Source organism: Streptomyces hazeniae (assembly GCF_031845485.1).
Classification (GTDB): Bacteria; Actinomycetota; Actinomycetes; order Streptomycetales; family Streptomycetaceae; genus Streptomyces; species Streptomyces hazeniae.
On the sequence record NZ_JAVREQ010000022.1, the window covers coordinates 102,799 to 123,923 of the forward strand.

General features: G+C 72.8%; 24 protein-coding genes. 10 read left to right on the forward strand and 14 right to left on the reverse strand.

All coding sequences use genetic code 11. From position 1 onward, the window contains the following. Positions 1–218 precede the first annotated feature (218 nt). Both RM572_RS22270 and RM572_RS22275 read left to right on the forward strand, forming a co-directional pair. Complete coding sequence (locus RM572_RS22270; protein ID WP_027764730.1) at positions 219–455, forward strand: hypothetical protein; 237 nt, start codon at positions 219–221, stop codon at positions 453–455. Further along, a complete protein-coding gene (locus RM572_RS22275; protein WP_027764729.1) occupies positions 452–823 on the forward strand; it encodes a hypothetical protein in 372 nt (123 codons plus the stop codon). The genes RM572_RS22270 and RM572_RS22275 overlap by 4 nt, the downstream gene beginning before the upstream one ends. Before the next feature lie 82 nt (positions 824–905). Here the strand turns inward: RM572_RS22275 and bioD are convergent, their stop codons facing one another. Genes bioD through bioB form a run of 3 tightly spaced genes read right to left on the reverse strand, consistent with a single transcriptional unit; the run spans position 906 to position 4,070 of the window. After that, entirely contained in the window at positions 906–1,640 is a 735-nt protein-coding gene (gene bioD / locus RM572_RS22280) for a dethiobiotin synthase (protein WP_311675180.1), read from the reverse strand. After that, positions 1,637–3,013, reverse strand: coding sequence for an adenosylmethionine--8-amino-7-oxononanoate transaminase (locus tag RM572_RS22285; protein WP_311675181.1), 1,377 nt, complete (start codon positions 3,011–3,013; stop codon positions 1,637–1,639). Before RM572_RS22285 ends, bioD begins: the two co-directional genes overlap by 4 nt. Beyond that, positions 3,006–4,070 (reverse strand): biotin synthase BioB, encoded by a 1,065-nt coding sequence (bioB, locus tag RM572_RS22290; RefSeq protein WP_311675183.1) that lies wholly within the window; start codon positions 4,068–4,070, stop codon positions 3,006–3,008. Before bioB ends, RM572_RS22285 begins: the two co-directional genes overlap by 8 nt. 154 nt (positions 4,071–4,224) lie before the next feature. Between bioB and RM572_RS22295 the strand changes: the two genes are divergently transcribed. Next, positions 4,225–5,394 carry an 8-amino-7-oxononanoate synthase gene (locus tag RM572_RS22295; protein WP_311675184.1) on the forward strand — a complete coding sequence of 390 codons (1,170 nt, stop codon included), beginning with the start codon at positions 4,225–4,227 and terminating at the stop codon, positions 5,392–5,394. Between the two features lie 43 nt (positions 5,395–5,437). Here RM572_RS22295 and RM572_RS22300 read toward each other — a convergent pair whose 3' ends face one another. The 3 genes from RM572_RS22300 to RM572_RS22310 are packed head-to-tail and all read right to left on the reverse strand — an operon-like array spanning position 5,438 to position 6,969. Then, positions 5,438–5,974: a DUF6328 family protein gene (locus RM572_RS22300; RefSeq protein ID WP_311675185.1), complete on the reverse strand. Its 537-nt coding sequence runs from the start codon at positions 5,972–5,974 to the stop codon at positions 5,438–5,440. 28 nt (positions 5,975–6,002) lie between these two features. Further along, positions 6,003–6,323, reverse strand: coding sequence for a hypothetical protein (locus RM572_RS22305; RefSeq protein ID WP_311675186.1), 321 nt, complete (start codon positions 6,321–6,323; stop codon positions 6,003–6,005). A gap of 4 nt (positions 6,324–6,327) precedes the next feature. Next, on the reverse strand, positions 6,328–6,969 hold the full coding sequence (locus tag RM572_RS22310) for an ATP-dependent Clp protease proteolytic subunit (protein ID WP_311675187.1): 642 nt from the start codon (positions 6,967–6,969) through the stop codon (positions 6,328–6,330). 89 nt (positions 6,970–7,058) lie between these two features. Here RM572_RS22310 and RM572_RS22315 point away from each other — a divergent pair, with 89 nt between their 5' ends. Further along, on the forward strand, positions 7,059–7,382 hold the full coding sequence (locus tag RM572_RS22315) for a type II toxin-antitoxin system Phd/YefM family antitoxin (protein ID WP_311675188.1): 324 nt from the start codon (positions 7,059–7,061) through the stop codon (positions 7,380–7,382). Positions 7,383–7,460: 78 nt separating this feature from the next. Here RM572_RS22315 and RM572_RS22320 read toward each other — a convergent pair whose 3' ends face one another. From RM572_RS22320 to RM572_RS22345, 6 genes are all read right to left on the reverse strand, one after another. After that, positions 7,461–8,192 carry a lysophospholipid acyltransferase family protein gene (locus tag RM572_RS22320; RefSeq protein ID WP_311675190.1) on the reverse strand — a complete coding sequence of 244 codons (732 nt, stop codon included), beginning with the start codon at positions 8,190–8,192 and terminating at the stop codon, positions 7,461–7,463. A 77-nt stretch (positions 8,193–8,269) separates the two neighbouring features. Continuing rightward, the gene (locus RM572_RS22325; protein WP_027764722.1) at positions 8,270–8,428 is read right to left on the reverse strand and encodes a hypothetical protein; all 159 of its coding nucleotides are present in this window, start codon (positions 8,426–8,428) and stop codon (positions 8,270–8,272) included. Between the two features lie 139 nt (positions 8,429–8,567). Continuing rightward, positions 8,568–9,518, reverse strand: coding sequence for a cytochrome c oxidase assembly protein (locus tag RM572_RS22330; RefSeq protein WP_311675191.1), 951 nt, complete (start codon positions 9,516–9,518; stop codon positions 8,568–8,570). A 119-nt stretch (positions 9,519–9,637) separates the two neighbouring features. After that, on the reverse strand, positions 9,638–10,366 hold the full coding sequence (locus RM572_RS22335) for a type 1 glutamine amidotransferase (RefSeq protein ID WP_027764720.1): 729 nt from the start codon (positions 10,364–10,366) through the stop codon (positions 9,638–9,640). A gap of 19 nt (positions 10,367–10,385) precedes the next feature. Next, complete coding sequence (locus RM572_RS22340) at positions 10,386–11,624, reverse strand: MurT ligase domain-containing protein (RefSeq protein ID WP_311675192.1); 1,239 nt, start codon at positions 11,622–11,624, stop codon at positions 10,386–10,388. An 84-nt stretch (positions 11,625–11,708) separates the two neighbouring features. Then, the gene (locus RM572_RS22345; RefSeq protein ID WP_311675193.1) at positions 11,709–12,353 is read right to left on the reverse strand and encodes a TetR family transcriptional regulator; all 645 of its coding nucleotides are present in this window, start codon (positions 12,351–12,353) and stop codon (positions 11,709–11,711) included. A gap of 170 nt (positions 12,354–12,523) precedes the next feature. On the opposite strand from RM572_RS22345, the gene RM572_RS22350 reads away from it, so the two are divergent. The 3 genes from RM572_RS22350 to RM572_RS22360 all read left to right on the forward strand — a co-directional run bounded on the left by RM572_RS22350 (position 12,524) and on the right by RM572_RS22360 (position 15,572). Continuing rightward, positions 12,524–13,750, forward strand: coding sequence for an acyl-CoA dehydrogenase family protein (locus RM572_RS22350; RefSeq protein WP_311675195.1), 1,227 nt, complete (start codon positions 12,524–12,526; stop codon positions 13,748–13,750). A gap of 36 nt (positions 13,751–13,786) precedes the next feature. Next, on the forward strand, positions 13,787–14,500 hold the full coding sequence (locus tag RM572_RS22355) for a hypothetical protein (RefSeq protein ID WP_311675196.1): 714 nt from the start codon (positions 13,787–13,789) through the stop codon (positions 14,498–14,500). 133 nt (positions 14,501–14,633) lie between these two features. After that, complete coding sequence (locus RM572_RS22360; RefSeq protein WP_311675197.1) at positions 14,634–15,572, forward strand: helix-turn-helix domain-containing protein; 939 nt, start codon at positions 14,634–14,636, stop codon at positions 15,570–15,572. Between the two features lie 7 nt (positions 15,573–15,579). On the opposite strand, the gene RM572_RS22365 is transcribed toward RM572_RS22360, so the two are convergent. Beyond that, positions 15,580–17,490, reverse strand: coding sequence for an AMP-dependent synthetase/ligase (locus RM572_RS22365; RefSeq protein WP_311675198.1), 1,911 nt, complete (start codon positions 17,488–17,490; stop codon positions 15,580–15,582). A gap of 368 nt (positions 17,491–17,858) precedes the next feature. Here RM572_RS22365 and RM572_RS22370 point away from each other — a divergent pair, with 368 nt between their 5' ends. Continuing rightward, a complete protein-coding gene (locus RM572_RS22370) occupies positions 17,859–18,329 on the forward strand; it encodes a M23 family metallopeptidase (protein WP_311675199.1) in 471 nt (156 codons plus the stop codon). 221 nt (positions 18,330–18,550) lie between these two features. On the opposite strand, the gene RM572_RS22375 is transcribed toward RM572_RS22370, so the two are convergent. Continuing rightward, positions 18,551–19,114 (reverse strand): TetR/AcrR family transcriptional regulator, encoded by a 564-nt coding sequence (locus tag RM572_RS22375; protein WP_311675200.1) that lies wholly within the window; start codon positions 19,112–19,114, stop codon positions 18,551–18,553. Between the two features lie 60 nt (positions 19,115–19,174). Here RM572_RS22375 and RM572_RS22380 point away from each other — a divergent pair, with 60 nt between their 5' ends. Together RM572_RS22380 and RM572_RS22385 are read left to right on the forward strand one after the other, a co-directional pair. Beyond that, positions 19,175–20,446, forward strand: coding sequence for a DmpA family aminopeptidase (locus RM572_RS22380; RefSeq protein WP_311675201.1), 1,272 nt, complete (start codon positions 19,175–19,177; stop codon positions 20,444–20,446). 246 nt (positions 20,447–20,692) lie between these two features. After that, positions 20,693–21,125 (forward strand): NlpC/P60 family protein (locus RM572_RS22385; protein ID WP_394813676.1); only part of this gene is annotated, 433 nt, incomplete at its 3' end.

The window sequence follows — 21,125 nt, forward strand, 5'->3', positions numbered from 1 at the left end:
CCGCCGGAGTCGGTACTGGGAGGCTCGCCCATGGGCGGACGCTCACACCTTCCGGTCGATCTGACACCCCGGACGACTGTCCGGTGAGCCACCCATCGTAAAGCGTCCGCAAAGCAGCCCGCACGGAGCACCCCTGGTCACGCGCCCGCACCGTCCCGGCTCCGCTTCCGCGGCCGCCACCGCTTGCCGTGCTAGCACGGACGCGCTAGCGTGGGAGCGTGGCCAAGACCCAGCTGAACGTCCGGGTGGACGAGGCGACGGCGGAGACGGCGCGCGAGCGCGCGCTGCAGAGGGGCATGAGCATGAACCGCTACATCGAAGAGCTGGTGCAGCGCGACGCCGGCGAGGTGGGGCACACCTTCGTGGAGGCCGCCGCCGATTTCATGAAGAGCTACGAGTCCGTCTTCGCCGAGGAGTTCGGCACCCCGGAGAGCGAGGGCCGCGACGCCGCGTGACCGTCCGCATCGACCTGGCCTGGCTGCTCATGATCGCTGAGGAGAAGGCCCCCGGCGACCCCCGTGTCACCGACTACGGCGCGCTCGTCGCCGCCGTCAGCCGCCACGAGGCGACGATATTCGACCGCCCCGTCTACCCCGAGCCGCACGACCGTGCCGCCGCACTGCTCCAGCTGCTGCTGCACATCCCGGCGCTGGAACGCACCAACGCGCTGTTCGCCTCCGCCGTCGCGTACGCCTACCTGGTGGCCAGCGGCATGCGGGTCGTCATCTCGCCCGAACGCATCCGGGACCTGGCCCGGCTGGTGAAGGACGGCTCCGCGGACGTCCACGCCATCGCCGACGAGCTCCGCACGTGGAGCGACTGACCGCCGCACGTACGGCAGCCCCACCCGGCCGGGCGGCCGGGCCGCCCGCGGAACGCCGGACCGGCCACCGGCCACGGCACCGTCAGCCGCCCGCTGCGGTCGCCCCGGTCGTCTGCGCGCACGGCCCGCCGTCCCACGTACCGCCCAGCGACGGCGCCAGCCAGCCCGCAGCCGAGGCCCGGAACGCCTCCGGCGCCATGCCGCCCGCGCCCTGGGGCAGCAGCCCGGCCAGCGGCGCGCCCGCGACCACCGGAAGATCCTCCAGGTTGCACCGGTGGTCCAGCCCCGGCGCGGCCGGCCACGCGCCGACCACCACACCCGCGCAGTCGAGCCCGCGCGCCCGCAGCGCCTCCGCGGTGAGCGCCGTCGCGTTCAGGGTTCCCAGTGCCGCGTTGGCGACCACCACCACCGGCGCCGAGAGCAGCCGCGCCGTGTCGGCGAGCGTGGTGCCCTCCTCGTCGAACCGCACCAGCAGCCCGCCGGCGCCCTCGACGAGCACCAGATCGTGCCGCCCGGCCAGCTCCCGCACCGCCGCGGCGACCCGCGCCGGCGGCAGCGTGGCCATCCCGGCCCGGCGCGCGGCCGTCGCCGGAGCCAGCGGCTCGGGATAGCGGGCCAGCTCCGCGGTCTCCACCGCGTCCCCGGCCAGCCGTACGACCTCCGCCACGTCACCGGCCTCACCGGGTGCGACGCCCGTCTGTGCCGGCTTGACCACCGCCGTCGAACGCCCCGCCCGCACCGCGGCGGCGGCGAGCGCCGCGGTGGCCACCGTCTTGCCCACCCCGGTGCCCGTACCGGTGACGACCAGGACCGTCATCGCGCCGCCGTCCCCGTTGCCGCCGTGGCCTCCACCGAGGCGGCCACGGCAGCCCGTACGCCGGCACAGATGCGTGCCACGTCCTCGTCGCCGGTCACGTAGGGCGGCATCGTGTACACCGTGTCGCGGAACGGGCGCAGCCACACGCCCTCGCGTACGGCCGCCCGCCCGGCCGCGGCGGTGTCCACCGGGCCGTCCAGCTGCACCACCCCGACGGCACCGAGCACCCGCACGTCCCGCACCCCGGGCAGCGCCCGTACCGGCTCCAGACCGGCACGCAGCCCCGACTCCACGCGTGCGACCTCCGCCGCCCAGTCCTGCCCGAGCAACAGCCCCAGCGAAGCGTCGGCGACCGCCGCCGCCAGCGGATTCCCCATGAACGTCGGTCCGTGCGCGAGCACCGGCACCTCGCCCCGCGAGATCCCCTCGGCCACCCGCGACGTGCACAGCGTCGCCGCCATCGTCAGGTAGCCGCCCGTCAGGGCCTTGCCCAGACACAGCACGTCCGGCGCGATCCCGGCGTGCCCGCACGCGAACAGCGCGCCCGTGCGGCCGAAACCGGTGGCGATCTCGTCCAGCACCAGCAGCACGTCGTGCTCGTCGCACGCCTCCCGCAGCACCCGCAGATAGGCGGGGGAGTGGAAGCGCATGCCGCCCGCGCCCTGCACCACCGGTTCCACGATCACCGCGGCCAGTTCGTCCGCGTGCCGCGCCACCAGCTCCCGCAGGTGCGCGGCGTACACCGGGTCCACCGCCGCGTCGAAGCCGGACGGCGGCGCGTCCGCGAACACCTGACGGGGCAGCACCCCGGCCCACAGGCCGTGCATGCCGCCGTCCGGATCGCACACCGACATCGGGTTCCACGTGTCGCCGTGGTAGCCGCCACGCCAGGTCAGCAGCCGCTGCCGGCGCGGCCGGCCCCGGGACCGTTGGTACTGCAGACACATCTTGAGCGCGACCTCCACCGACACCGAACCGGAGTCGGCGAGGAAGACGTGCTCCAGCCCTTCGGGGGTGATGTCGACCAGCCGCCGGCTCAGCCGCACCGCGGGCTCGTGCGTCAGCCCGCCGAACATCACGTGGCTCATCCGCCCCAGCTGCTCGGTCGCGGCGGCGTTGAGCACCGGGTGGTTGTAGCCGTGGATGGCCGACCACCACGACGACATGCCGTCCACCAGCTCACGGCGGCCCTCCACCGGCTCGGCCAGCCGGAGCCGCACGCCCGCCGCGGACTCCACCAGCAGCGGCTCCTCCCGTCCGGGCATCGGCCCGTACGGGTGCCACACGTGCCGCCGGTCCAGCGCCAGCAGTTCGGACGCCGTGAGCCCGCCTTCGCCGACGGGGTCGCCCCTTCCGGTGAACGACTCAGGCATTGGGCGGCAGTTCGGTGCCGGCGCCGCGCCGCCGCACGGACACCAGGCCGTCGGTCCGATGCTCGGGCAGGGTGGTGGTGTCCGCGCCCTCCACCTCGAAGCCGGCGTCGGCGATCATCTCCAGGTCCGCCTTGCCCGCCTGCCCCTCGCTGGTGAGATAGTCGCCGAGGAAGATGGAGTTCGCCAGGTGCAGCGCGAGCGGCTGCATCGACCGCAGCTGTACCTCGCGGCCCCCCGCCAGCCGGACCTCGGCGTCCGGGCACACGAAGCGCACCATCGCCAGGATGCGCAGGCAGCGCTGCGGCGTCAGGTTCCACTCGCCGGCGAGCGGCGTGCCCTCGAACGGGATGAGGAAGTTGACCGGCACCGAGTCCGGGTCCATCCCGCGCAGCCCGAACACCACGTCGACCAGGTCCTCGTCGGACTCGCCCATGCCGGCGATCAGCCCGGAACACGCCGACAGCCCTGCCTGCTGGGCCTGCTGCACCGTCTCCACCCGGTCGGCGTAGTCGTGGGTGGTGCAGATGTCCTTGTACGTCGACTCGGAGGTGTTGAGGTTGTGGTTGTAGGCGTCCGCTCCGGCGTCCTTGAGGCGACCGGCCTGCCCGTCGGAGAGCAGTCCGAGGCACGCGCACACCTCCACGTCCCCGTGCTCGCCCTTGATCGCCGCGATCGTCTCCGACACACGGTCCACGTCCCGGTCGGTGGGGCCCCGCCCGCTGGCCACCAGGCACACCCGCTTGGCGCCGCCCGTCACCCCGGCGGTGGCGGCCTGCGCGGCCTCGTCCGGCTTCAGCCACGTGTACTTGAGGATCTCCGCCTTCGAACCCAGGCGCTGCGAGCAGTACGAGCAGTCCTCCGGGCACAGCCCGGACTTCAGGTTGATCAGGTAGTTGAGTTTGACCCGCCGTCCGAACCAGTGGCGGCGTACCTTCCCGGCCGCGGCCACCACGTCGAGGAGTTCGTCGTCCGCCGTCGCCAGCACTGCCAGCGCCTCGTCGCGCGTCGGCAGCTCGCGCCGCAGCCCCTTGTCCACCAGAGTGTTCAGCAGGTCCATGGCGCTGATACTCGCCTACGCCGGGCGCGCCGCGAAAGGAGAGAGCCCACAAGATCGGCGGAAACGGGTGTGTGTATCGCCACACCCCGGCCCGTCCGGCCCGCGGCTACCTTTGTCGGAAGCCCACGACCGCAGACGAGGACAGGACCCCGCCATGCCCGGCCGGCCCCGCGACCCCTTCCACTGGCTCGAGGAGGCCGAACGCCTGCGCCACCGCGCCGGACTGAACCGGACGCTGCGGCCGCGCGCCGCGAACCGCTCCGGTCTGGACCTCGCGGGCAACGACTATCTCGGCCTCGCCCGTCACCCGCAGATCACCGACGCGGCGGCCGCCGCCGCCCGCCGCTGGGGCGCCGGCTCCACCGGCTCCCGCCTCGTCACCGGCTCCACCGAGCTGCACGCCGAACTCGAGGCCGAACTCGCCGCTTTCTGCGGCTTCGAAGCGGCCCTCGTGCTCGCCTCCGGCTACGCCGCCAACCTCGCCGCCGTCACCGCCCTGACCGACTCCGGCACCCTGCTGGTCTCCGACGCCGCCAACCACGCCTCTCTCATCGACGGATGCCGGCTCTCCCGCGCCCGCACCGCCGTCGTCCCGCACAGCGACCCGGACGCGGTGCGCAAGACCCTCGACGGGCACCCCGGCCGGGCCCTGGCGCTGACCGACTCGGTGTTCTCCGTCGACGGCGACGCCGCGCCCCTGGGCGCCCTCGCGGCCGCCTGCCGCGCGTACGGCGCCGCGCTCCTGGTCGACGACGCCCACGGCCTCGGCGTGCTCGGCGACGGCGGACGCGGCGCCCCGCACGCCGCCGGTCTGGCCGGCGGACCCGACACCGTCGTCACCGTCACCCTCTCCAAGTCGCTGGCCGCCCAGGGCGGCGCCGTCCTGGGGCCCGCCCGCGTCATCGACCACCTCGTGAGCACGGCCCGCACCTTCATCTTCGACACCGGCCTGGCGCCCGCCGCCACGGCCGCCGCCCTCGCCGCGCTCCGCCTGCTCCGCGCCGAGCCCGCACGAGCCGCGCGGGTACGGGCCGCCGCCGCCGGCCTGCACGACCGGCTCACCGCGGCGGGCCTGACCGGGGCACGTCCCGACGCCGCGGTGGTCTCCGTGCACGCCCCCACGCCGCAGGCGGCGGTGCGCTGGCAGGCCGAGTGCGCGTCCCGCGGGCTGACCGTGGGCTGCTTCCGCCCGCCCTCCGTCCCCGACGGCATCTCCCGCCTGCGCCTCACCGCCCGTGCCGACCTCACCGGTGCCGACCTCGACCACGCCGCCGACGTCATCGTCTCCACCGCCCCGCCCGGAGCCCGGTCCGGTCACGGCTGACCGCCCCGGGAGCGAGCCGCCGGACCAGCGGCGCCGGCGCCGCTCAGCGCACCGACGCGCCGGCCGGGCCCGGCCCGTCGCCCGGCCGGCGCGTCTCGTCGGGCTCGTCGGGATCCCGGCGCACCCGCCCCCGGCGCAGCCACAGCGGAAGCAGCGCCCACGACCCTGCGCACACCGCGAGCGCCGCCACCGCCACCGAGACGCCCGCACCCCGGCCCAGCACCACGTCCACCACCAGCAGCACCGCGCCCGCCAGCGCCAGCGCCAGCGCGAACAGCCCGGCGGCGGCGAACCGTGCGGAGACGTCCACGATGAGCCGCTTGGCGCCCCGCCGGAACAGCGTGCGGTGCAGCGCCGCCGGGGCGGTGAACAGGATCGCCGCCAGCACGGACAGCAGCAGCGTCGCGATGTAGGTGCCGCGCTGGAAGGAGTCCAGCTCCGGGAAGCGCGCCGTGAACGCGAGAGTGAGCAGGAACGCGAAGAGGATCTGCACACCGGTCTGGATGACGCGGAGCTCCTGGAGCAGTTCCAGGAAGTTCCGGTCGGCGCGTTCCGCGGGCGTCTCGTTGCGGGTGGTCATGCCCGTCATGTTGCCGCGTGGTGCCCGTTCACTCCTTCGTGGCACCGTTTCCCGTCGCGGGCAGCGTCACCCGAGCGGCGCGCCGCTCACCGTCCAGCTCCCGCAGCGCGCGGGCCAGCGTCGCGGCGTGCAGATCCCGCTCGCCGCGTTGCTGCATGAGCGTCAACGCGTCCAGCAGCGCGGCCGCCCGGCCGGTCAACGCCTGCGCGGCCCGCAGCGCGCCGTAGGTGTCGCTGCCGCGGGCTGGGTTGATGCGGCCCAGCAGGTCGACGACTTCGAGGTAGGAGTCGACCACTGCCCCCTCGGCCCGGGTGAGTGCCGGCAGCGGCGGGAGTTCCGGCGGAAGCACGCCCTCACCCCCGCCCGCGCGCCGCGAACGCACCCTTGCGGGGGACCGTGATCCGGTCGACGAGGCCGTGCGCCACGGCGCCCTCCGCGTCCAGTACCGTGTCCCGGTCCAGGTCGGCCCGTACCGCTTCGGCGCTGCGGCCGGTGTGCCGCACGTACAGCTCCTCCAGCAGGGCGCGGGTCCGCAGCAGCTCCCGGGCCTGGATGGCCAGATCCTCGGCCTGCCCCTGCACCGGCTCGTCGAACGCCGGTTCGTGCAGGAGCACCCGCGCCCCGGGCAGCGCGAGCCGCTTGCCGCGCGTCCCAGCGGCCAGCAGTACCGACGCCGCCGACGCGGCCTGCCCCAGGCAGACGGTCTCGATGTCGCACTCGACGAACCGCATCGTGTCGTACACCGCCGTCATGGCCGTGAACGAGCCGCCGGGGGAGTTGATGTACAGCGAGATGTCCCGGTCCGGCGCGGCGTGTTCGAGATGCAGCAGCTGCGCCATCACGTCGTTGGCGCTGGTGTCGTCGATGCGGGTGCCGAGGAAGACGATCCGCTCGTCGAGGAGCTTGGAGTACGGGTCGAGGGTTCGGGTCCCCGAGGTGGTGCGCTCGGTGAACTCCGGAAGGACGTAGCGCGCGGTCGGCACGGGTCGGCGCATCGCGGACACCTCAGTTCGGGTACGTCGGGGCACCTGCGCCCCGAATCTGTACAGAAAATACAGGACGTACAGTCCGTATGCTGGTGAGCATGGCCTACGAGATTCCGGTGACGCAAGCCCGCGCTGAGCTCGCGGATCTGATCAACCGCGTCGTCTACGGCGGGGAACGTGTCGTCGTGACCCGTCACGGCAGGCCCCTGGTCGCGCTCGTCTCCGCCGCTGACCTGGAACGACTTCAGCAGCCGCCGGCCGAGGAGCAGGACGGGGTGATCAGCACCGTCTCCGCCGTCCGCCCCACCCCGTCCGCTGCCGGCGAACGCCGCCGCTTCGGCATCGCCGCAGAACACCGCGGCGCGGCGGAGGAACACCGCGGCCCGGCCGCCGGAGACCGGCGGCCGGGCCGCGAGAAGTGAAACGCCGCCCTCCGCGACCGGAGGACGGCTGAGGAGAGGCGTCGGGCCCGGAGGCGCGCCCCTCCCGCCCGGCGGGACCTACCGGCCCTGCTCGTCCTCGGCGCGCGCGTCGCCCGCGCCCACCTGCTTCGCCGCCTGCGCGGCGGCCTTGGCCTCGGGCGCGTACAGGTCGACGTACTCCTGGCCGGACAGCTCCAGAACGGCGTGCATGATCTCGTCCGTGACCGCCCGCAGCACGGTGCGCTCACCCTCCATCCCGGCGAACCGGGAGAAGTCCAGCGGCTCGCCGAACCGGATCGTCACACGCCCCATCCGCGGCAACCGCCTTCCCGGCGGCTGCAGTTCGAAGGTGCCGAGCATCGCGCACGGCACCACCTTCACGCCGGTGCGCAGCGTCATCGCCGCCACCCCCACCCGGCCCTTGTACAGCCGGCCGTCGTGCGACCGGGTGCCTTCGGGGTAGATGCCGAGCAGTTCGCCCCGCTCCAGCACCCGCACGCCCTCCTCGACCGCCGCCTGACCCGCACCCCGGCCCGAGCGGTCCACCGGGATCTGCCCCACGCTGCGGAAGAACGCCGCGGTCAGGCGCCCCTTCAGCCCCGGGCCGGTGAAGTACTCCGCCTTCGCCAGGAAGGTGATGCGCCGTCGCAGGATCGCCGGCATCAGGAAGTGGTCGGAGAAGGACAGATGATTCCCCGCGACGATCGCCGCGCCCTCCTCGGGTACCCGTTCCAGCCCTTCGATCCGGGGCCGGAACAGCAGTCGCAGCAGCGGCCCCAGGATGACGTACTTGCAGAGCTGGTAGAACACGCGTCGGCCTCCCCCGTCGGTCAAGGTGCCGCAGCACCCTAACTCCTGACCCACGGGTAAGGGAGAGGCGGGGCGGCTCAGCTCCGCCGTGTCGAGATCACCCCGGCCGTCGCCAGGCCCAGCACCACCCACGAGAACCACAGCCAGCCGCTCCCGCCCAGCCCCACCGTGTACGCGGTCACCACGATCAGCGCCGCCACCGTGGTCACCGACATCGCCTTCGCCGCTCCCGGCATGGCAGCCTCCTCCCGGCGGCCGGGCACCGTCAGACGTCCGCCTGAGCGCCCTGCCGCGGCCAGGTCTCCATGGTCACCGGCCACGGCCCGGACCGCTACCGAGCGCGTACCCCCTGTGGCCCCGGGCAACCCGTGCCCTTCACCGTCCGCGTGCGTCCAGCGCCGCCAGATAGGCGTTGTAGGCGGCCAGCTCCTTGTCGCCGTCGCGGTCCGCCGCCCGGTCCCGGGCGCGCGCGGCGCGCTCCTCCGAGAAGTACCACTGGAACACCAACGCGATCAGGACCAGCACCGACGGGATCTCACTGAAGGCCCACGCGATGCCCCCCGCCCACTCCTGGTCCTCCAGCGCGGTGACTCCCAGCGAGGCGGGCGGGTCCGCGTACGTGCCGATCAGCGGCTCGCTCGCCATCATCAGCGCGATGCCGAAGAACGCGTGGAAGGGCATGCCGGCGAACAGCTCCAGCATCCGCATCACGTAGCCCGGGCGGTGCGGGCCGGGGTCGACTCCCATGATCGGCCAGAAGAACACCAGGCCGACCGCGAGGAAGTGCACCATCATCGTCAGGTGTCCCGCCCGCGACGACATGAGCAGGTCGAACAACGAGGTGAAGTAGAGGCCGTACAGACTCGCGATGAACAGCGGGATCGTGAACGCCGGGTGCGACACCACGCGCACGTACCGGCTGTGCAGCAGCGTCACCAGGAGCTCGCGCGGCCCCCGCCGCCCCCGCCCGGCGGCGGGCAGCGCCCGCAGCGCCAGCGTCACGGGAGCGCCCAGCAGCAGCAGGATCGGCGACAGCATGCTGATGATCATGTGCTGCACCATGTGGGCGCTGAACAGAACCATCCCGTACTCGTTCAGCCCGGTGCACATCACCAGGCCCACGCTCAGCACGCCCAGCACGAACCCGGCCGTCCGGGACACCGGCCACGCGTCGCCGCGCCGCCGCAGCCGCACCACGCCCGCGCCGTACAGCAGCAGCGCGAGCAGGCAGCCCACGAGGAAGAAGGGGTCGGCGGAGAACTCCAGTGCCCGTCCCAGTGTGATCGGCGGCAGATCCATCGTCATGCCGTGTCCGCCGTGATCCATCCCTACGCTCCCGGTTCGTGCCGATCCGCCCGCACCAGACTAGGACCGCCCTCCGCACGCGACGGCGCCGGGGCACCCGCGCGCTCCGCGGGTGCCCCGGCGCCGTACCGCAGCGCGGCTCAGGCGGGCTGGACCGCAGCCGCGATGCGCTCGCCGCGCAGCGCCTCGTACCACCGGTCGTCCACCGGCGGCAGCGCGTTGACGTCCAGCGCCAGCTTGATCAGCAGGTCGGCGATCAGCGGGTTCCGGGCGAGCACCGGGCCGTGCATGTAGGTGCCGAAGACGGTGTCCTGCCAGGCGCCCTCTGTGCCGTCGCCGGTCCCGTTGCCCTTGCCCAGCCGGACCCGGGCGAACGGCCGGGCGTTCGGCCCGACGTGCGTGACGCCCTGGTGGTTCTCGAAGCCCGTCAGCTGCGGCAGCCCCAGCCGGTCGTCGATGTCGGCCAGCACGTCGCCGACGCACCGCTCGGCCTCGCCGCGGCCCGACGTCACGTCCAGCAGCCCCAGGCCGGGCTCGCGCTTGCCGAGGTCGTTGATGAACTCGTGCCCGATGATCTGGTAGCCGGCGCACACCGAGAACACGATCGCTCCGTTGTCCACCGCGCGGTTCAGCCCGCCGTCCCGCCGCAGCCGCTCCGCGGCCAGCCGCTGCGGCCGGTCCTCGCCACCGCCGATCAGGTAGATGTCGCCCGAGGTCGGCACAGGCTGGTCGGAGCGGATGTCGATGCGCTGCACCTCCAGGCCGCGCTGCTGCGCGCGCCGCTCCACCACCAGGGCGTTCCCCTGGTCCCCGTACGTGCTCAGCAGGTCCGGGTAGACCCACACCAGACGCAGACTCGTGTCACCCATGCTCGTCTCCTCGCCCTGCTCAGTTGCCCACGACGCGGCGCAGGTCCTGGAACGCCGTGTAGTTCGCGATCGCCTCGATCCGGCCCGGCGGGCACGCCCGCACCGCCTCCTGGGCGCTCTGGCAGACCTGGAAGTCGACGCCCGCGACCTCCAGCCGCACCGCCAGGTCCAGCTTGCGGTCGCCGATCACGCAGATCGGGTGACCGGCCAGCCGCGAGTAGTCCACGTCCCACAGCCAGGAGGTGTCGGTGCCGTCCGCGCTGCGCGCGTTCACCGACAGGATCACCGGCGCCGGGGGCGGGTCGATCAGGGAGAACGTCTCCAGCCAGCCGGCCGGGTTCTTCGCCAGGAGCAGCCGTACGTCGCGGCCCTGGTACGACACCACGTCGTACCGCCCGGCGACGGCCGTCACCGCGTACATCCGCTCCAGGGCCACCTGCGGCGCCACGCCGAAGGTGGCCGCCACCGCGGCCGAGGTGGCGGCGTTGGCCTTGTTCGCCCGGCCGGGCAGTTGCAGCTTGATCGGCCACGCCGAACCGTGCGGGTCCAGCACGTGGTCCCCGGACAGGGCCCAGGTCGGCGTGGGGCGGCGGAAGCCGCACTCGCCGCAGAACCAGTCGTCCCCGGGCCGCTGCATCACGCCGCCGCACGCGGGGCACGACCAGGCGTCGTCCTTCCACTCCTGGCCGGCGGCGACCCACACCACGTTCGGCGAGTCGGAGGCGGCCCACACCACCAGTGGGTCGTCCGCGTTGGCGATGATGACGGCCTTCTGCCCGGCCAGCCCCTCCCGCCAGTGCTCCGCCAGCATCCGGGTCTCCGCGGCGCGGTCCAGCTGGTCCCTGGAGAGGTTCAGCAGCGCGATGGCCTTCGGCGTGACGTCGCGGGCCACCCCTGCCAGGTACTTCTCGTCCACCTCGATCACACCGAAGCGCGCGGACGACCCGCCCGCCAGCGCCGAGGTGATCCCGGCCGGCATGTTGGCGCCCAGTGCGTTGGAGACGACCTCGCCGCCGGCCCGCAGCGCCTCGGCGATCAGCCGGGTCGTGGTGGTCTTGCCGTTCGTCGCCGACACCAGCACCACGTCCAGGTGCCGTGCCAGCCGTGCCAGCAGGTCGGGGTCGAGTCTGAGGGCCACCTTGCCGCCGATCACCGATCCGCTGCCGCGGCCTGCTGCCCGCGAGAAGGCCGCCGCGGCCCGTCCCGCCGTCACGGCCAGCTTCGCCCGCGGCGTCAGCGGCTCCGTGTTCCCTGCCATCTTCCTTGGTCCTCCAATGCGCCTGGGTCGGGGGCAAGCCTATCGAGAAGGCCGACTGCCCCCGAATCGCGGCACGGAGGGCGTTCAGAAGCCGGGACCGCCGCGCACGTCACCGGCGACGGCCAGCCTCCCCCACAGCAGATCCGCCAGGGACCGCACCAACTCCTGCCGTGAACACGGACGTTCCGCCAGCCACCAGTCGCCGGCGGCGTGCATCATCCCCACGATCCCGTGCCCCCAGACCCGCGCCACCCGCTCGGCGTCCGGGCCCAGCTCCACCCGTTCGGCGATCACGGCGGCGAGTTCCTCGCCGAGCCGGCGCAGCAGGGGAGCGGAATGACGGCCCACGTCGAAACCGCGCTCGCCCGCGGTGGTCTCCTCCGCCGGGTGCATCAGGAAGCGGTAGACCTGCGGCCGGGCCTCGATCGCGGCCAGGTAGGTGTCCAGGGTGGCCTCGACCCGCTCGCGGCGGCCGGCCGGGGCGTCCAGGGCGCCGCGGAGCGCGTCCAGCAGCGCGTCGGTGTGCCGCACCGCCAGCGCCCGGTACAGTCCGCCCTTGTCGCCGAAGTGCCGGTACAGGATCGGCTTGGTGATCCCCGCCTCCGCGGCGATCGCGTTCATCGACGCGCCCGGGCCGTCGCGCAGCACCACCCGGTCGGCGGCCTCCAGCAGCTCCCGCCGTCTGCGCTCGGCCGTACCGTGCCGGTCCTCGCGCCGTGTGGTGCCCATCGCCGTTCTCTCCCCGCCCGTCGTCGCTGGTCCCCTGCGCAACGTAACACCCGCGGGGGAGGGGCCGCGCGGCGGCGAGCGGGTGAGTTGACAGCCCTTACTCACCGGTAACAGACTGTGCGGCGGGATGACCTGTTACTTCAGGTAACACGCTTCGGGAAGGGCCTGCCATGGCGGAGTTCGCATTCGACCTCAACGACGACCAGAAGGCCGTCCGCGACTGGATCCACGGGTTCGCAGCCGATGTGATCCGTCCGGCGGCCGCCGAATGGGACGAACGGGAGGAGACCCCCTGGCCCATCATCCAGGAGGCGGCCAAGATAGGCCTCTACTCCCTCGACTTCTATGCCCAGCAGTTCTTCGACCCCACAGGCCTCGGCATCCCCATGGCCATGGAGGAGCTGTTCTGGGGCGACGCCGGCATCGCCCTCTCCATCGTCGGCACCGGCCTGGCCGCCGTCGGCGTCCTCGCCAATGGCACCGAGGAACAGATCGGCACCTGGGTCCCGCAGATGTACGGCGACGCCGACGACGTCAAGGTCGCCGCCTTCTGCTCCTCCGAGCCCGACGCCGGCTCCGACGTCGCCTCCATGCGCACCCGCGCCGTCTACGACGAGGCCAAGGACGAATGGGTGCTCAACGGCACCAAGACCTGGGCCACCAACGGCGGCATAGCGAACGTCCACGTCGTCGTCGCCGTCGTCGACCCCGAACTCGGATCCAAGGGCCACGCCTCCTTCATCGTCCCGCCGAACACCCCCGGGCTCTCCCAGGGCCAGAAGTTCCTCAAGCACGGCATCCGCGCCTCCCACACCGCCGAAGTCGTCCTCGAGGACGTCCGCGTCCCCGGCTCCTGCCTCCTCGGCGGCAAGGAGAAGCTCGACGAGCGCCTCGCCCGCGCCCGCGAACGCGCCCGCAAGGGTGGGGAGAGGCTGAAGAACGCCGCCATGGCCACCTTCGAGGCCTCCCGCCCCGCCGTCGGCGCCATGGCCGTCGGCACCGCCCGCGCCGCCTACGAGGTGGCCCTCGACTACGCCCGGACCCGCGAGCAGTTCGGCCGCCCCATCATCGACAACCAGGGCGTCGCCTTCCAGCTCGCCGACATGCGCACCCAGATCGACGCCGCCCGCCTCCTGGTCTGGCGCGCCTCCTGGATGGCCGCCGCCGGCAAGCCCTTCGAGTCCGCCGAAGGCTCCATGTCCAAGCTGTACGCCAGCGAGATCGCCAAGTCCGTCACCGGCCAGGCCATCCAGATCCTCGGCGGAAACGGCTACACCCGCGAATACCCCGTCGAGCGCATGCACCGCGACAGCGCGATCTACACCATCTTCGAAGGCACCAGCGAGATCCAGCGCCTGGTCATCTCCCGCACGGTCTCCGGCGTCCCCGTCCGCTGACCCGCCCCCGTCACACCGGGGCCGTACGCTGCCGGTATGACGCCGCCCCGCGCCGGCCGGGACACACCCGGCCGGGGACACGGCCGCCCGCCGCTGACACCCGCTCAGCGCCGGGCGGTCACCGCAGCCGACCCGGCCACCGGCGAGATCCGCGCGAGCGCCGCCGTCACGGCGCGCCTCACCGCCCTCGGCCTCGCCCGTCGCCACGGCACCCGCGGCGCCCACTACCTCACCCCCGCCGGCCGCACCCTCCGCGACGGCCTGCTCCGCACCACCACGGACCCCGATCACCACCACCCGGGCGCACCGTCCTCCGCCTTCACCCCCGCCACCGGGGACGGTCCGCCGCACGCCGGAGCCCGTCACCCCGAGGCCGCCACCCGGGCCTGGCACTCCCTCCTGGAGATCCGCCGCCTCACCGGCACCCCCGGTACACCCGCCGACTGGGAACGCGCCCGCCCCGTCCACGCCGTCGCCCTCACCCTCGAAGCCGCCGGCCTCCCGCCCACCGCACTCGACGACACCGGACGGTGCACCAGCAGCGGCTACCGCGTCACCGCCCGCCACGCCGACCCCGGCACCGTGCGCGTCGCCTGGCACACCGCCGACGACGACCCCGACCGGCGGCAGGGCCACGACGGTCTCGGCGACTGCGCCCACGTCCTGTCCACCCACGGCTGGGACGCCGACCGCTACACCGACATCCGCCGCCGCCCCTACCTCCTGGTCACCCCCGGACCCCGCCGCTGACAGACACCGCCCCGTTCCCTACATTGGCAACGGGCGCCGCGAAGACCGTGCTTGTGGAAAAGTGAACACCGCGACACGGCGGGCAGAACACCAAGGTGGACCGCTGCGGCGTTCGTGGACGGAGAGCGAGACCATGCGAAGCACACACGGCACCAGAACCGGCCCCGCCGGCACCGCCCGGCCCACCCATGCCACCACCCCGGCCGGACCGGCCGTGGCCCGCATGGTCCTCGGGAGCCGGCTGCGCGAACTGCGGGAAGCCCAGTACGTCTCCCGGCAGGAGGCCGCCGAGGCGATCCGCAGCACCGACACCCGCCTCGCCGGGATCGAACTCGGCCGCACCGGCTGCCGGCTCCGCGACGTCGCCGACCTGCTGACCATCTTCAGCGTCGACGACGACGCCGAGCGGGCCGTTCTCCTCGGCCTCGCCGAACAGGCCAACCGGCCCGGCTGGTGGGACGACTACCGCGACGTCGTCCCCGAGTGGCTGGAGACCTACCTGGGCCTCGAGCAGGCCGCTTCCGTCATCCGCGCCTACGAACCCCAGTTCGTGCCCGGGCTGCTCCAGACACCCGAGTACGCCCGCGCCCTCTTCGCCCTCGGCCACCCCGGCACCAGCACGTCCGAGCGCGAACGCCGCGTCCGGCTGCGCACCCGCCGCCAGGACGTCCTGCACCGCACTCACCCCCCGCACCTGTGGGCCGTCATCGACGAGGCCGCCCTCCGCCGCCCGTTCGGCGGCCCCGACACCCTGCGCGCCCAACTGCACCATCTGACCGCCGTCAGCCGCCTGCCGCACGTCACCGTCCAGGTGCTGCCCCTGCACACCGGCGGGCTCGTGACCGGCGGCGGCGCCGTCAGCCTCCTCCGGCTCGCCGAAAGCGGCCTGCCCGACGTGGCCTACCTCGAACAGCTCCGCAGCGCCCGCTACCCCGAGGACCGCGAGGAAGTCGAGTTCTACCGGCACCTGATCGACCGGATCGTCACCCTCGCCGAACCGGCCGCCCGGACTCCGGCTCTCCTGCACGAGCTGATCCACGACTGCTGCCCCGACCCCGGCGGCGCGGCCTGACACCTCGTCAACGTGCGTACAGCTCGTCGATCTCCTTCGCGTATCCCTCGGCCACGGCCTGCCGACGGACTTTGAGCGACGGAGTGAGCATGCCGCCGGCCTCGGTGAACTCGCCGTCCACAACCACGAAACGCCGGATCGACTCCGCCCGCGAGACCGCCTCGTTGGCGTAGTCCACCGCACGCTGCACGTCCGCCAGCAGCTCGGGGTTTTCCCGCAGCCGGGCACGCGGTGTGTCCGCCGGCCGCCTGCGCACCGCCAGCCAGTGCCGTACCGCCTCCTCCTCCAGCGTCACCAGCGCCGCCACGTAGGGCCGGTCGTCGCCCACCACCATGCACTGCCCCACCGGTGGCCGGCTCCGCAGCCGGTCCTCCAGCACGCTGGGGGAGACGTTCTTGCCGCCGGAGGTGACCAGGATGTCCTTCTTCCGCCCGGTGATCGTCAGGAACCCCTCGTCGTCCAGCGCGCCCAGGTCACCGGTGGCGAACCAGCCGTCCGTCAGCACCTCCTCGGTCGCGGCCGCGTTCCGCCAGTAGGACTCGAAGACGATCCCTCCGCGCACCAGTACCTCGCCGTCGTCCGCGACCCGTATCGCCGTGCCCGGCACCGGCCGCCCCACCGTGCCCGGCCGTGGCTCGAGCGGCGGTACCAGGGTCGCCGCGGCCGTCGTCTCCGTCAGCCCGTAGCCCTCGTAGACCACGACGCCGGCGGCGAAGAAGAACAGGTTCAGCCGGCGGTCCAGAGGCGAGCCGCCGCTGATGGCGTACCGGAGCCGGCCGCCCAGCTCCTTGCGCACCCGCCGGTACACCAGCAGGTCGTACAGCGCCCACGCGGCGCGAACGCCCACCCCCGGCCCCGGGCCGGTACCGAGGAACCGCGCGAGCGCCGCCTCGCCGAACCGCACCGCCACCCGGTCCGCCCGGTCGAACGACGCCCCACGGCCCAGCTTCTCCGCGGTGGCCCGCCCGGTGTCGTGGATCTTCTCGAACAGGTACGGCACCCCCACCACGAACGTCGGCCGGAATTCCCGCAGCTCGGGCCGCAGTTCGTCCGGCCTGATGCTCGGGCAGTGTCCCACCTCGATGCCCGCCAGCAGGCAGGCGATCTGGATGGTGCGACCCAGGATGTGCGCCAGCGGCAGGAACAGCAGCGTCGACGCGGTCTGCCCGGTCACCGCACGGAAGACCGGATGCAGCAGTTCGACGGTGTTCGCGGCCTCCGCCAGGAGGTTGCCGTGGGTGAGCACGCAGCCCTTGGGGCGGCCGGTCGTCCCGGAGGTGTAGCACACCGTCGCCACCGACCGCGGCGACAGCGCCTCCCGGCGACGCTCCACCTCCCCGTCCTCCACCTCGCCGCCCAGCGCCCGCAGTTCGGCCAGCGCTCCACCGTCGATCTGCCACACGACCGGCCGCCGCCCCAGCTCCGCTGCCGCCACCGTCCCGGCGTTCTCCTCCGTCTCCACCACGCACAACCGCACGTCGGAGTCCTCCAGGATCCAGGCCACCTGCTGCGCCGAGGACGTGGCGTACACCGGTACCGTGACCCCGCCCGCGGCCCAGATCGCGAAGTCCAGGACCTCCCACTCATACCGGGTGCGCGACATCAGCGCCACTCGCCCGCCCGGCTCCAGGCCGGCCGCGATCAGGCCCTTCGCCACCGACCGCACCAGCGCGGCGAACTCGGCGGCCGTGACCGGCAGCCACCGCCCGTCCACCTTGCGCCGGATCACCACCGCGTCCGGCTCCTGCAGAGCGCCGCTGAAGGGGATGTCTGCGACACTGCCGGTCCCGGGCGGCTCCACGAGCGGCGCGCAGTGCGCCTCCCGCACCCTCCCCGCCTCCCGCACCAGCCGCACCGGCGCCCTGCCCGCCAGCTCCCGCTGACGCCCGGCCTGCCTCAACTCCTTGCGCACACCCATGAACCGGCTCCTCCGCGCGGGGCCTCCTCGAACCTTACTCGGGGGTAAACTTACTCACAGGTCACCTCATTGCAACCCCCTGCCCCGCGGCCCATCCACCCCTCTCACACCTTCTTCCCGGACGGAGCCAGGCTGCGGCCGTGATGGCGGTCCTGCCCACGTCCAGGCCGAGGAAGACGTCCACTTCGCTGTCGGTCACCGTGCCCCCACATGTCGTCGATGGCATGCCGGCCTCGGGCCTCGGGGGCCGCCCGCGCATCCACGTCATGCAGGCCTGTCACCCGCGGACGACCTGGTGTTGCACCAGATCAGGCGGCGGCCGGCCCGTTCATCCGTCGAGTGCGGCGAAGCATGCCAGCGCAACTTCCGTGCGGGCATCGCCCCCCGCGGGCACCTGGTGGGAGGTCAAAGACGGAAGGACCACCTCCGGCTACAACCAGTACTTTCCCGGCTACCAGTTCGGCTGCCGAGGGGACCAGTGGCACAAGGGCGTCGATGTCGGAGCGCCTACCGGTAGCCGCAGCTACGCCTGGGGCCGGGGACGGGTGGTCGGCCGCGGTGACGATCCCGGCGGCTACAACCGCCGTATCCAGGTCTACTTCCCGTCGGTGAACATGAGCCTGACGCTCGGTCACCTACTCGACGGCTCCGAACTCCGGGTCGGCACCTCCTTCACGAGGAACACCGTGTGGGCCAAGGTCGGCACCAAAGCCGACGGGCTCAACCACCGGCACATCCACTTCCGCGCCGCCCGTGGCAACCACGGGGCCTCGCCCATCGGTCCTTGCGAGGACATGAATCCCTTCATCCTCTGGGATGCCCTCGGCCTGCCCTCCTGACCCCGCTCCTTCCTTGCAAGGCGGCGGGGCGATCGCCCCAAGGATCTCCTGCGGGCGGTTCGTCCGGGCGGCGGCCGTAAGCCTCCGCGGGGGTGCTGTCGGCGATGAGGTCTGTGCCGGCTGGGGGATGTCCTCGGCGCCATTGCGGGGGAGGTGCGGGACGGAGGCAGTGGGCAGGCGGTGAGAGAGAGGTCCGCTGGGACCCAGGTATCCGTCTACCCTCAGTTGGTGCGGAGCCGGGCGCCGGTGGCTGTGGCGGCGTAGCCGATGAGGTACTGCTCTGCCGTGGCTCGTGTGACCGAGGTGCCGGCGATGATGTGATAGCCGTAAGCGTCTTCGAGTGCGACGAGGTTGGAGGCGATTTCCCGGGCAGGTGCTGCGAACTGGAAGGCGTCGTCGGCCTCACCGCTGCTCAGCAACTCGCAGTAGAGGTCGACCTGGTCGTCGTAGAGGGTCCGCCGCAGGGCGGCGTCCCGGGTGCCCTTGCGTGCTTGCGGGGCGAATTCGTAGAGCAGGCAGCACAGTTCGTCGTCCGGTCCAGTGGGCAGGCCGGCGCGGATCGTCGCGACAAGGCGGTCACGCGGGTCCTCCAGATCCTCCGCGGCGGCCCGGCGCAGCGAGGAGAAGCGTTCCACGGCATCGGTGAACACCTCCTGGAAGAGTTCGTCGAGTTCGCGGAAGTAGTAGGTCACCGAGCCGGGGGCCATGCCCGCGGTGTCGGCGACGTCCCTGATCCGCACCGCGCTCAGTCCGTGCAGCACGATGGCCTTCCGCGCCGCCGCCACCAGCTCGGCGCGTCGTGCGGTCTGATTCTTCGGCCGTGCTATGTCCGCCTCCTGGGCTCGATGAGTCCGTCCCCGTGCAGCTTAGCGAGGTGCCCGGGCACCGGTCTCGCGGTGGGGGCGGTGGCGCCTGAGAGGTGTACGCCGGGGTCGCGGTCGCTGGTAGGAGTCGTGGAGTCCGTGGGGGAGAGACGGAGTGACAACACTCCTGGCAGAAGAGAGAGCGTATGCGTGCACGTGACCTGGGCATCACCGTCGGCTCGGGTCGTCCTGGGCAGTGGAACGCCATCACCCGACGTGCCCGGTGTACGGGTGGGGCACCGGACCCTGATCGAAGGTGAGGGCCGGTTACGACCTGGCCGGGGGCCGGTGCGGACGGGCGTCAGCGTCGTCGTGCCCGCTGAAGGGTCGCTGGGGAGGAGGCCGGTCTTCGCCGGCTGCCACCGGCTCAACGGCAACGGTGAATTGACGGGCCTGGAATGGGTGCGCGAGTCCGGCACGCTCACCTCGCCCGTCGCGCTGACCAACACGCACAGCGTCGGCGTGGTGCGTGACGCCCTGGTCGCAGCCGAGGTCGCCCAGCGGGACCCGGACGAGCTGTACTGGTGCCTTCCCGTCGTAGGGGAGACCTGGGACGGGCTCCTCAACGACGTCAACGGCTTCCACGTACGCGCCGAGCATCTGCACGACGCCCTGCGTGCCGCGGCGAGCGGACCCGTGGCTGAGGGGAATGTGGGTTCGGGCACGGGCATGATCTGCCACGGCTTCGCTGGAGGAGTCGGCACTGCCTCCCGCATCGCCGGCGCGGGCTGGACCGTGGGGGCACTGGTGCAGGCCAATCACGGGCGCAGGAGCCGGCTCCGCGTCGCGGGGGTCCCCGTCGGCGAGGCGATCCCCGCTACCGAGGTGCCGTTGCCGACGCCTCCTCACGGCCCTGTCCCGGCGCAGGGCTCGGGATCGATCATCGTCGTCCTGGCCACGGACGCGCCCGTGCTGCCCCACCAGTGCGACCGGCTCGCGCAGCACGCGGTCCTGGGAATCGCCCGCTGCGGCGGGAACGGCGAGCACACCAGTGGAGACCTCATCATCGCCTTCTCCACCGGAAACCGCCTGGCGGGGGACGGCCTGTCCGAAGCCGGCCCTCCGGAGAGGTGGGTGCGCATGCTCCCCGACCCGGCGCTCGGCTCGCTGTTCGACGCGGTGGTGGAAGCGGTCGAGGAGGCCATCCTGAACGCGCTGTTCGCCGCCCGCACGATGACGGGCCCGGACGGCATCACCGCCCACGCACTGCCTCATGACCGGCTGATCGAAGTGATGAAGACAGCCGGCTGGTGAATCCCCGTGTGGGAGGCGGGCCGGTCCCCGCAGTATGACGTCCCGGCACCTCCCGGTCGTGCGCGCAGCAAGTCGGGGACTGCCTGTCGCTATGACCAGCCGGGACCGGCAGATGCGGACAAGTGACGGTCCGCCAGTCTTGGCATTGACATGTTCATTCTTTATCGTGTCGACCGAACATAACGGGGGAGGGGCAGCGACTCCGCATGCCACCACCCCCGCTCACCCACAGAAGGGCCACCACCCATGGCAAGCAGACAGCGCATCATCCTGACCGCGGCCGCACTCCTGGCCTCGACCGGCCTCCTCCTGCCGCAGACCGCCTCGGCGGCCACTACGCCCCCGGCGCAGCCGACGGCGTCGGCACAGGAGGCCGCGGACGCTTCGACGGCCGCCTCCGGAGTGCGCCAGGCAGTGGTCCGCGCGGCGAAGAACCGGCTGGGGCGCCCGTACAAGCTGGAGTACGGCTGGACCTGCCGCGAGTCGAAGATGGACTGCGAGTGCTTCAACCGCAACGCGATCTGGCACGGCACCAAGAACGCCACCGGCCGGGGCCTGCAGCTCAACTACTGGCTCCAGGGCCAGATCAACCAGGGCCGGAAGACCAACACCCCGCGCCCCGGGGACCTCGTCTTCTGGGACACGAACAAGCGTGACGGCATCCGCTACGGCGGCGACC

Bases quoted from the DNA above. Each gene is read 5' to 3' on its own strand.
- RM572_RS22335 (WP_027764720.1), bottom strand. From the start codon at position 10,366: ATGGGTGACACGAGTCTGCGTCTGGTGTGGGTCTACCCGGACCTGCTG.
- RM572_RS22285 (WP_311675181.1), bottom strand. From the start codon at position 3,013: ATGCCTGAGTCGTTCACCGGAAGGGGCGACCCCGTCGGCGAAGGCGGG.
- RM572_RS22315 (WP_311675188.1), top strand. From the start codon at position 7,059: ATGGCCTACGAGATTCCGGTGACGCAAGCCCGCGCTGAGCTCGCGGAT.
- bioD (WP_311675180.1), bottom strand. From the start codon at position 1,640: ATGACGGTCCTGGTCGTCACCGGTACGGGCACCGGGGTGGGCAAGACG.
- RM572_RS22295 (WP_311675184.1), top strand. From the start codon at position 4,225: ATGCCCGGCCGGCCCCGCGACCCCTTCCACTGGCTCGAGGAGGCCGAA.
- RM572_RS22325 (WP_027764722.1), bottom strand. From the start codon at position 8,428: ATGCCGGGAGCGGCGAAGGCGATGTCGGTGACCACGGTGGCGGCGCTG.
- RM572_RS22360 (WP_311675197.1), top strand. From the start codon at position 14,634: ATGCGAAGCACACACGGCACCAGAACCGGCCCCGCCGGCACCGCCCGG.
- bioB (WP_311675183.1), bottom strand. From the start codon at position 4,070: ATGGACCTGCTGAACACTCTGGTGGACAAGGGGCTGCGGCGCGAGCTG.
- RM572_RS22310 (WP_311675187.1), bottom strand. From the start codon at position 6,969: ATGCGCCGACCCGTGCCGACCGCGCGCTACGTCCTTCCGGAGTTCACC.
- RM572_RS22300 (WP_311675185.1), bottom strand. From the start codon at position 5,974: ATGACCACCCGCAACGAGACGCCCGCGGAACGCGCCGACCGGAACTTC.
- RM572_RS22345 (WP_311675193.1), bottom strand. From the start codon at position 12,353: ATGGGCACCACACGGCGCGAGGACCGGCACGGTACGGCCGAGCGCAGA.
- RM572_RS22350 (WP_311675195.1), top strand. From the start codon at position 12,524: ATGGCGGAGTTCGCATTCGACCTCAACGACGACCAGAAGGCCGTCCGC.
- RM572_RS22380 (WP_311675201.1), top strand. From the start codon at position 19,175: ATGAGTCCGTCCCCGTGCAGCTTAGCGAGGTGCCCGGGCACCGGTCTC.
- RM572_RS22355 (WP_311675196.1), top strand. From the start codon at position 13,787: ATGACGCCGCCCCGCGCCGGCCGGGACACACCCGGCCGGGGACACGGC.
- RM572_RS22330 (WP_311675191.1), bottom strand. From the start codon at position 9,518: ATGGATCACGGCGGACACGGCATGACGATGGATCTGCCGCCGATCACA.
- RM572_RS22365 (WP_311675198.1), bottom strand. From the start codon at position 17,490: ATGGGTGTGCGCAAGGAGTTGAGGCAGGCCGGGCGTCAGCGGGAGCTG.
- RM572_RS22340 (WP_311675192.1), bottom strand. From the start codon at position 11,624: ATGGCAGGGAACACGGAGCCGCTGACGCCGCGGGCGAAGCTGGCCGTG.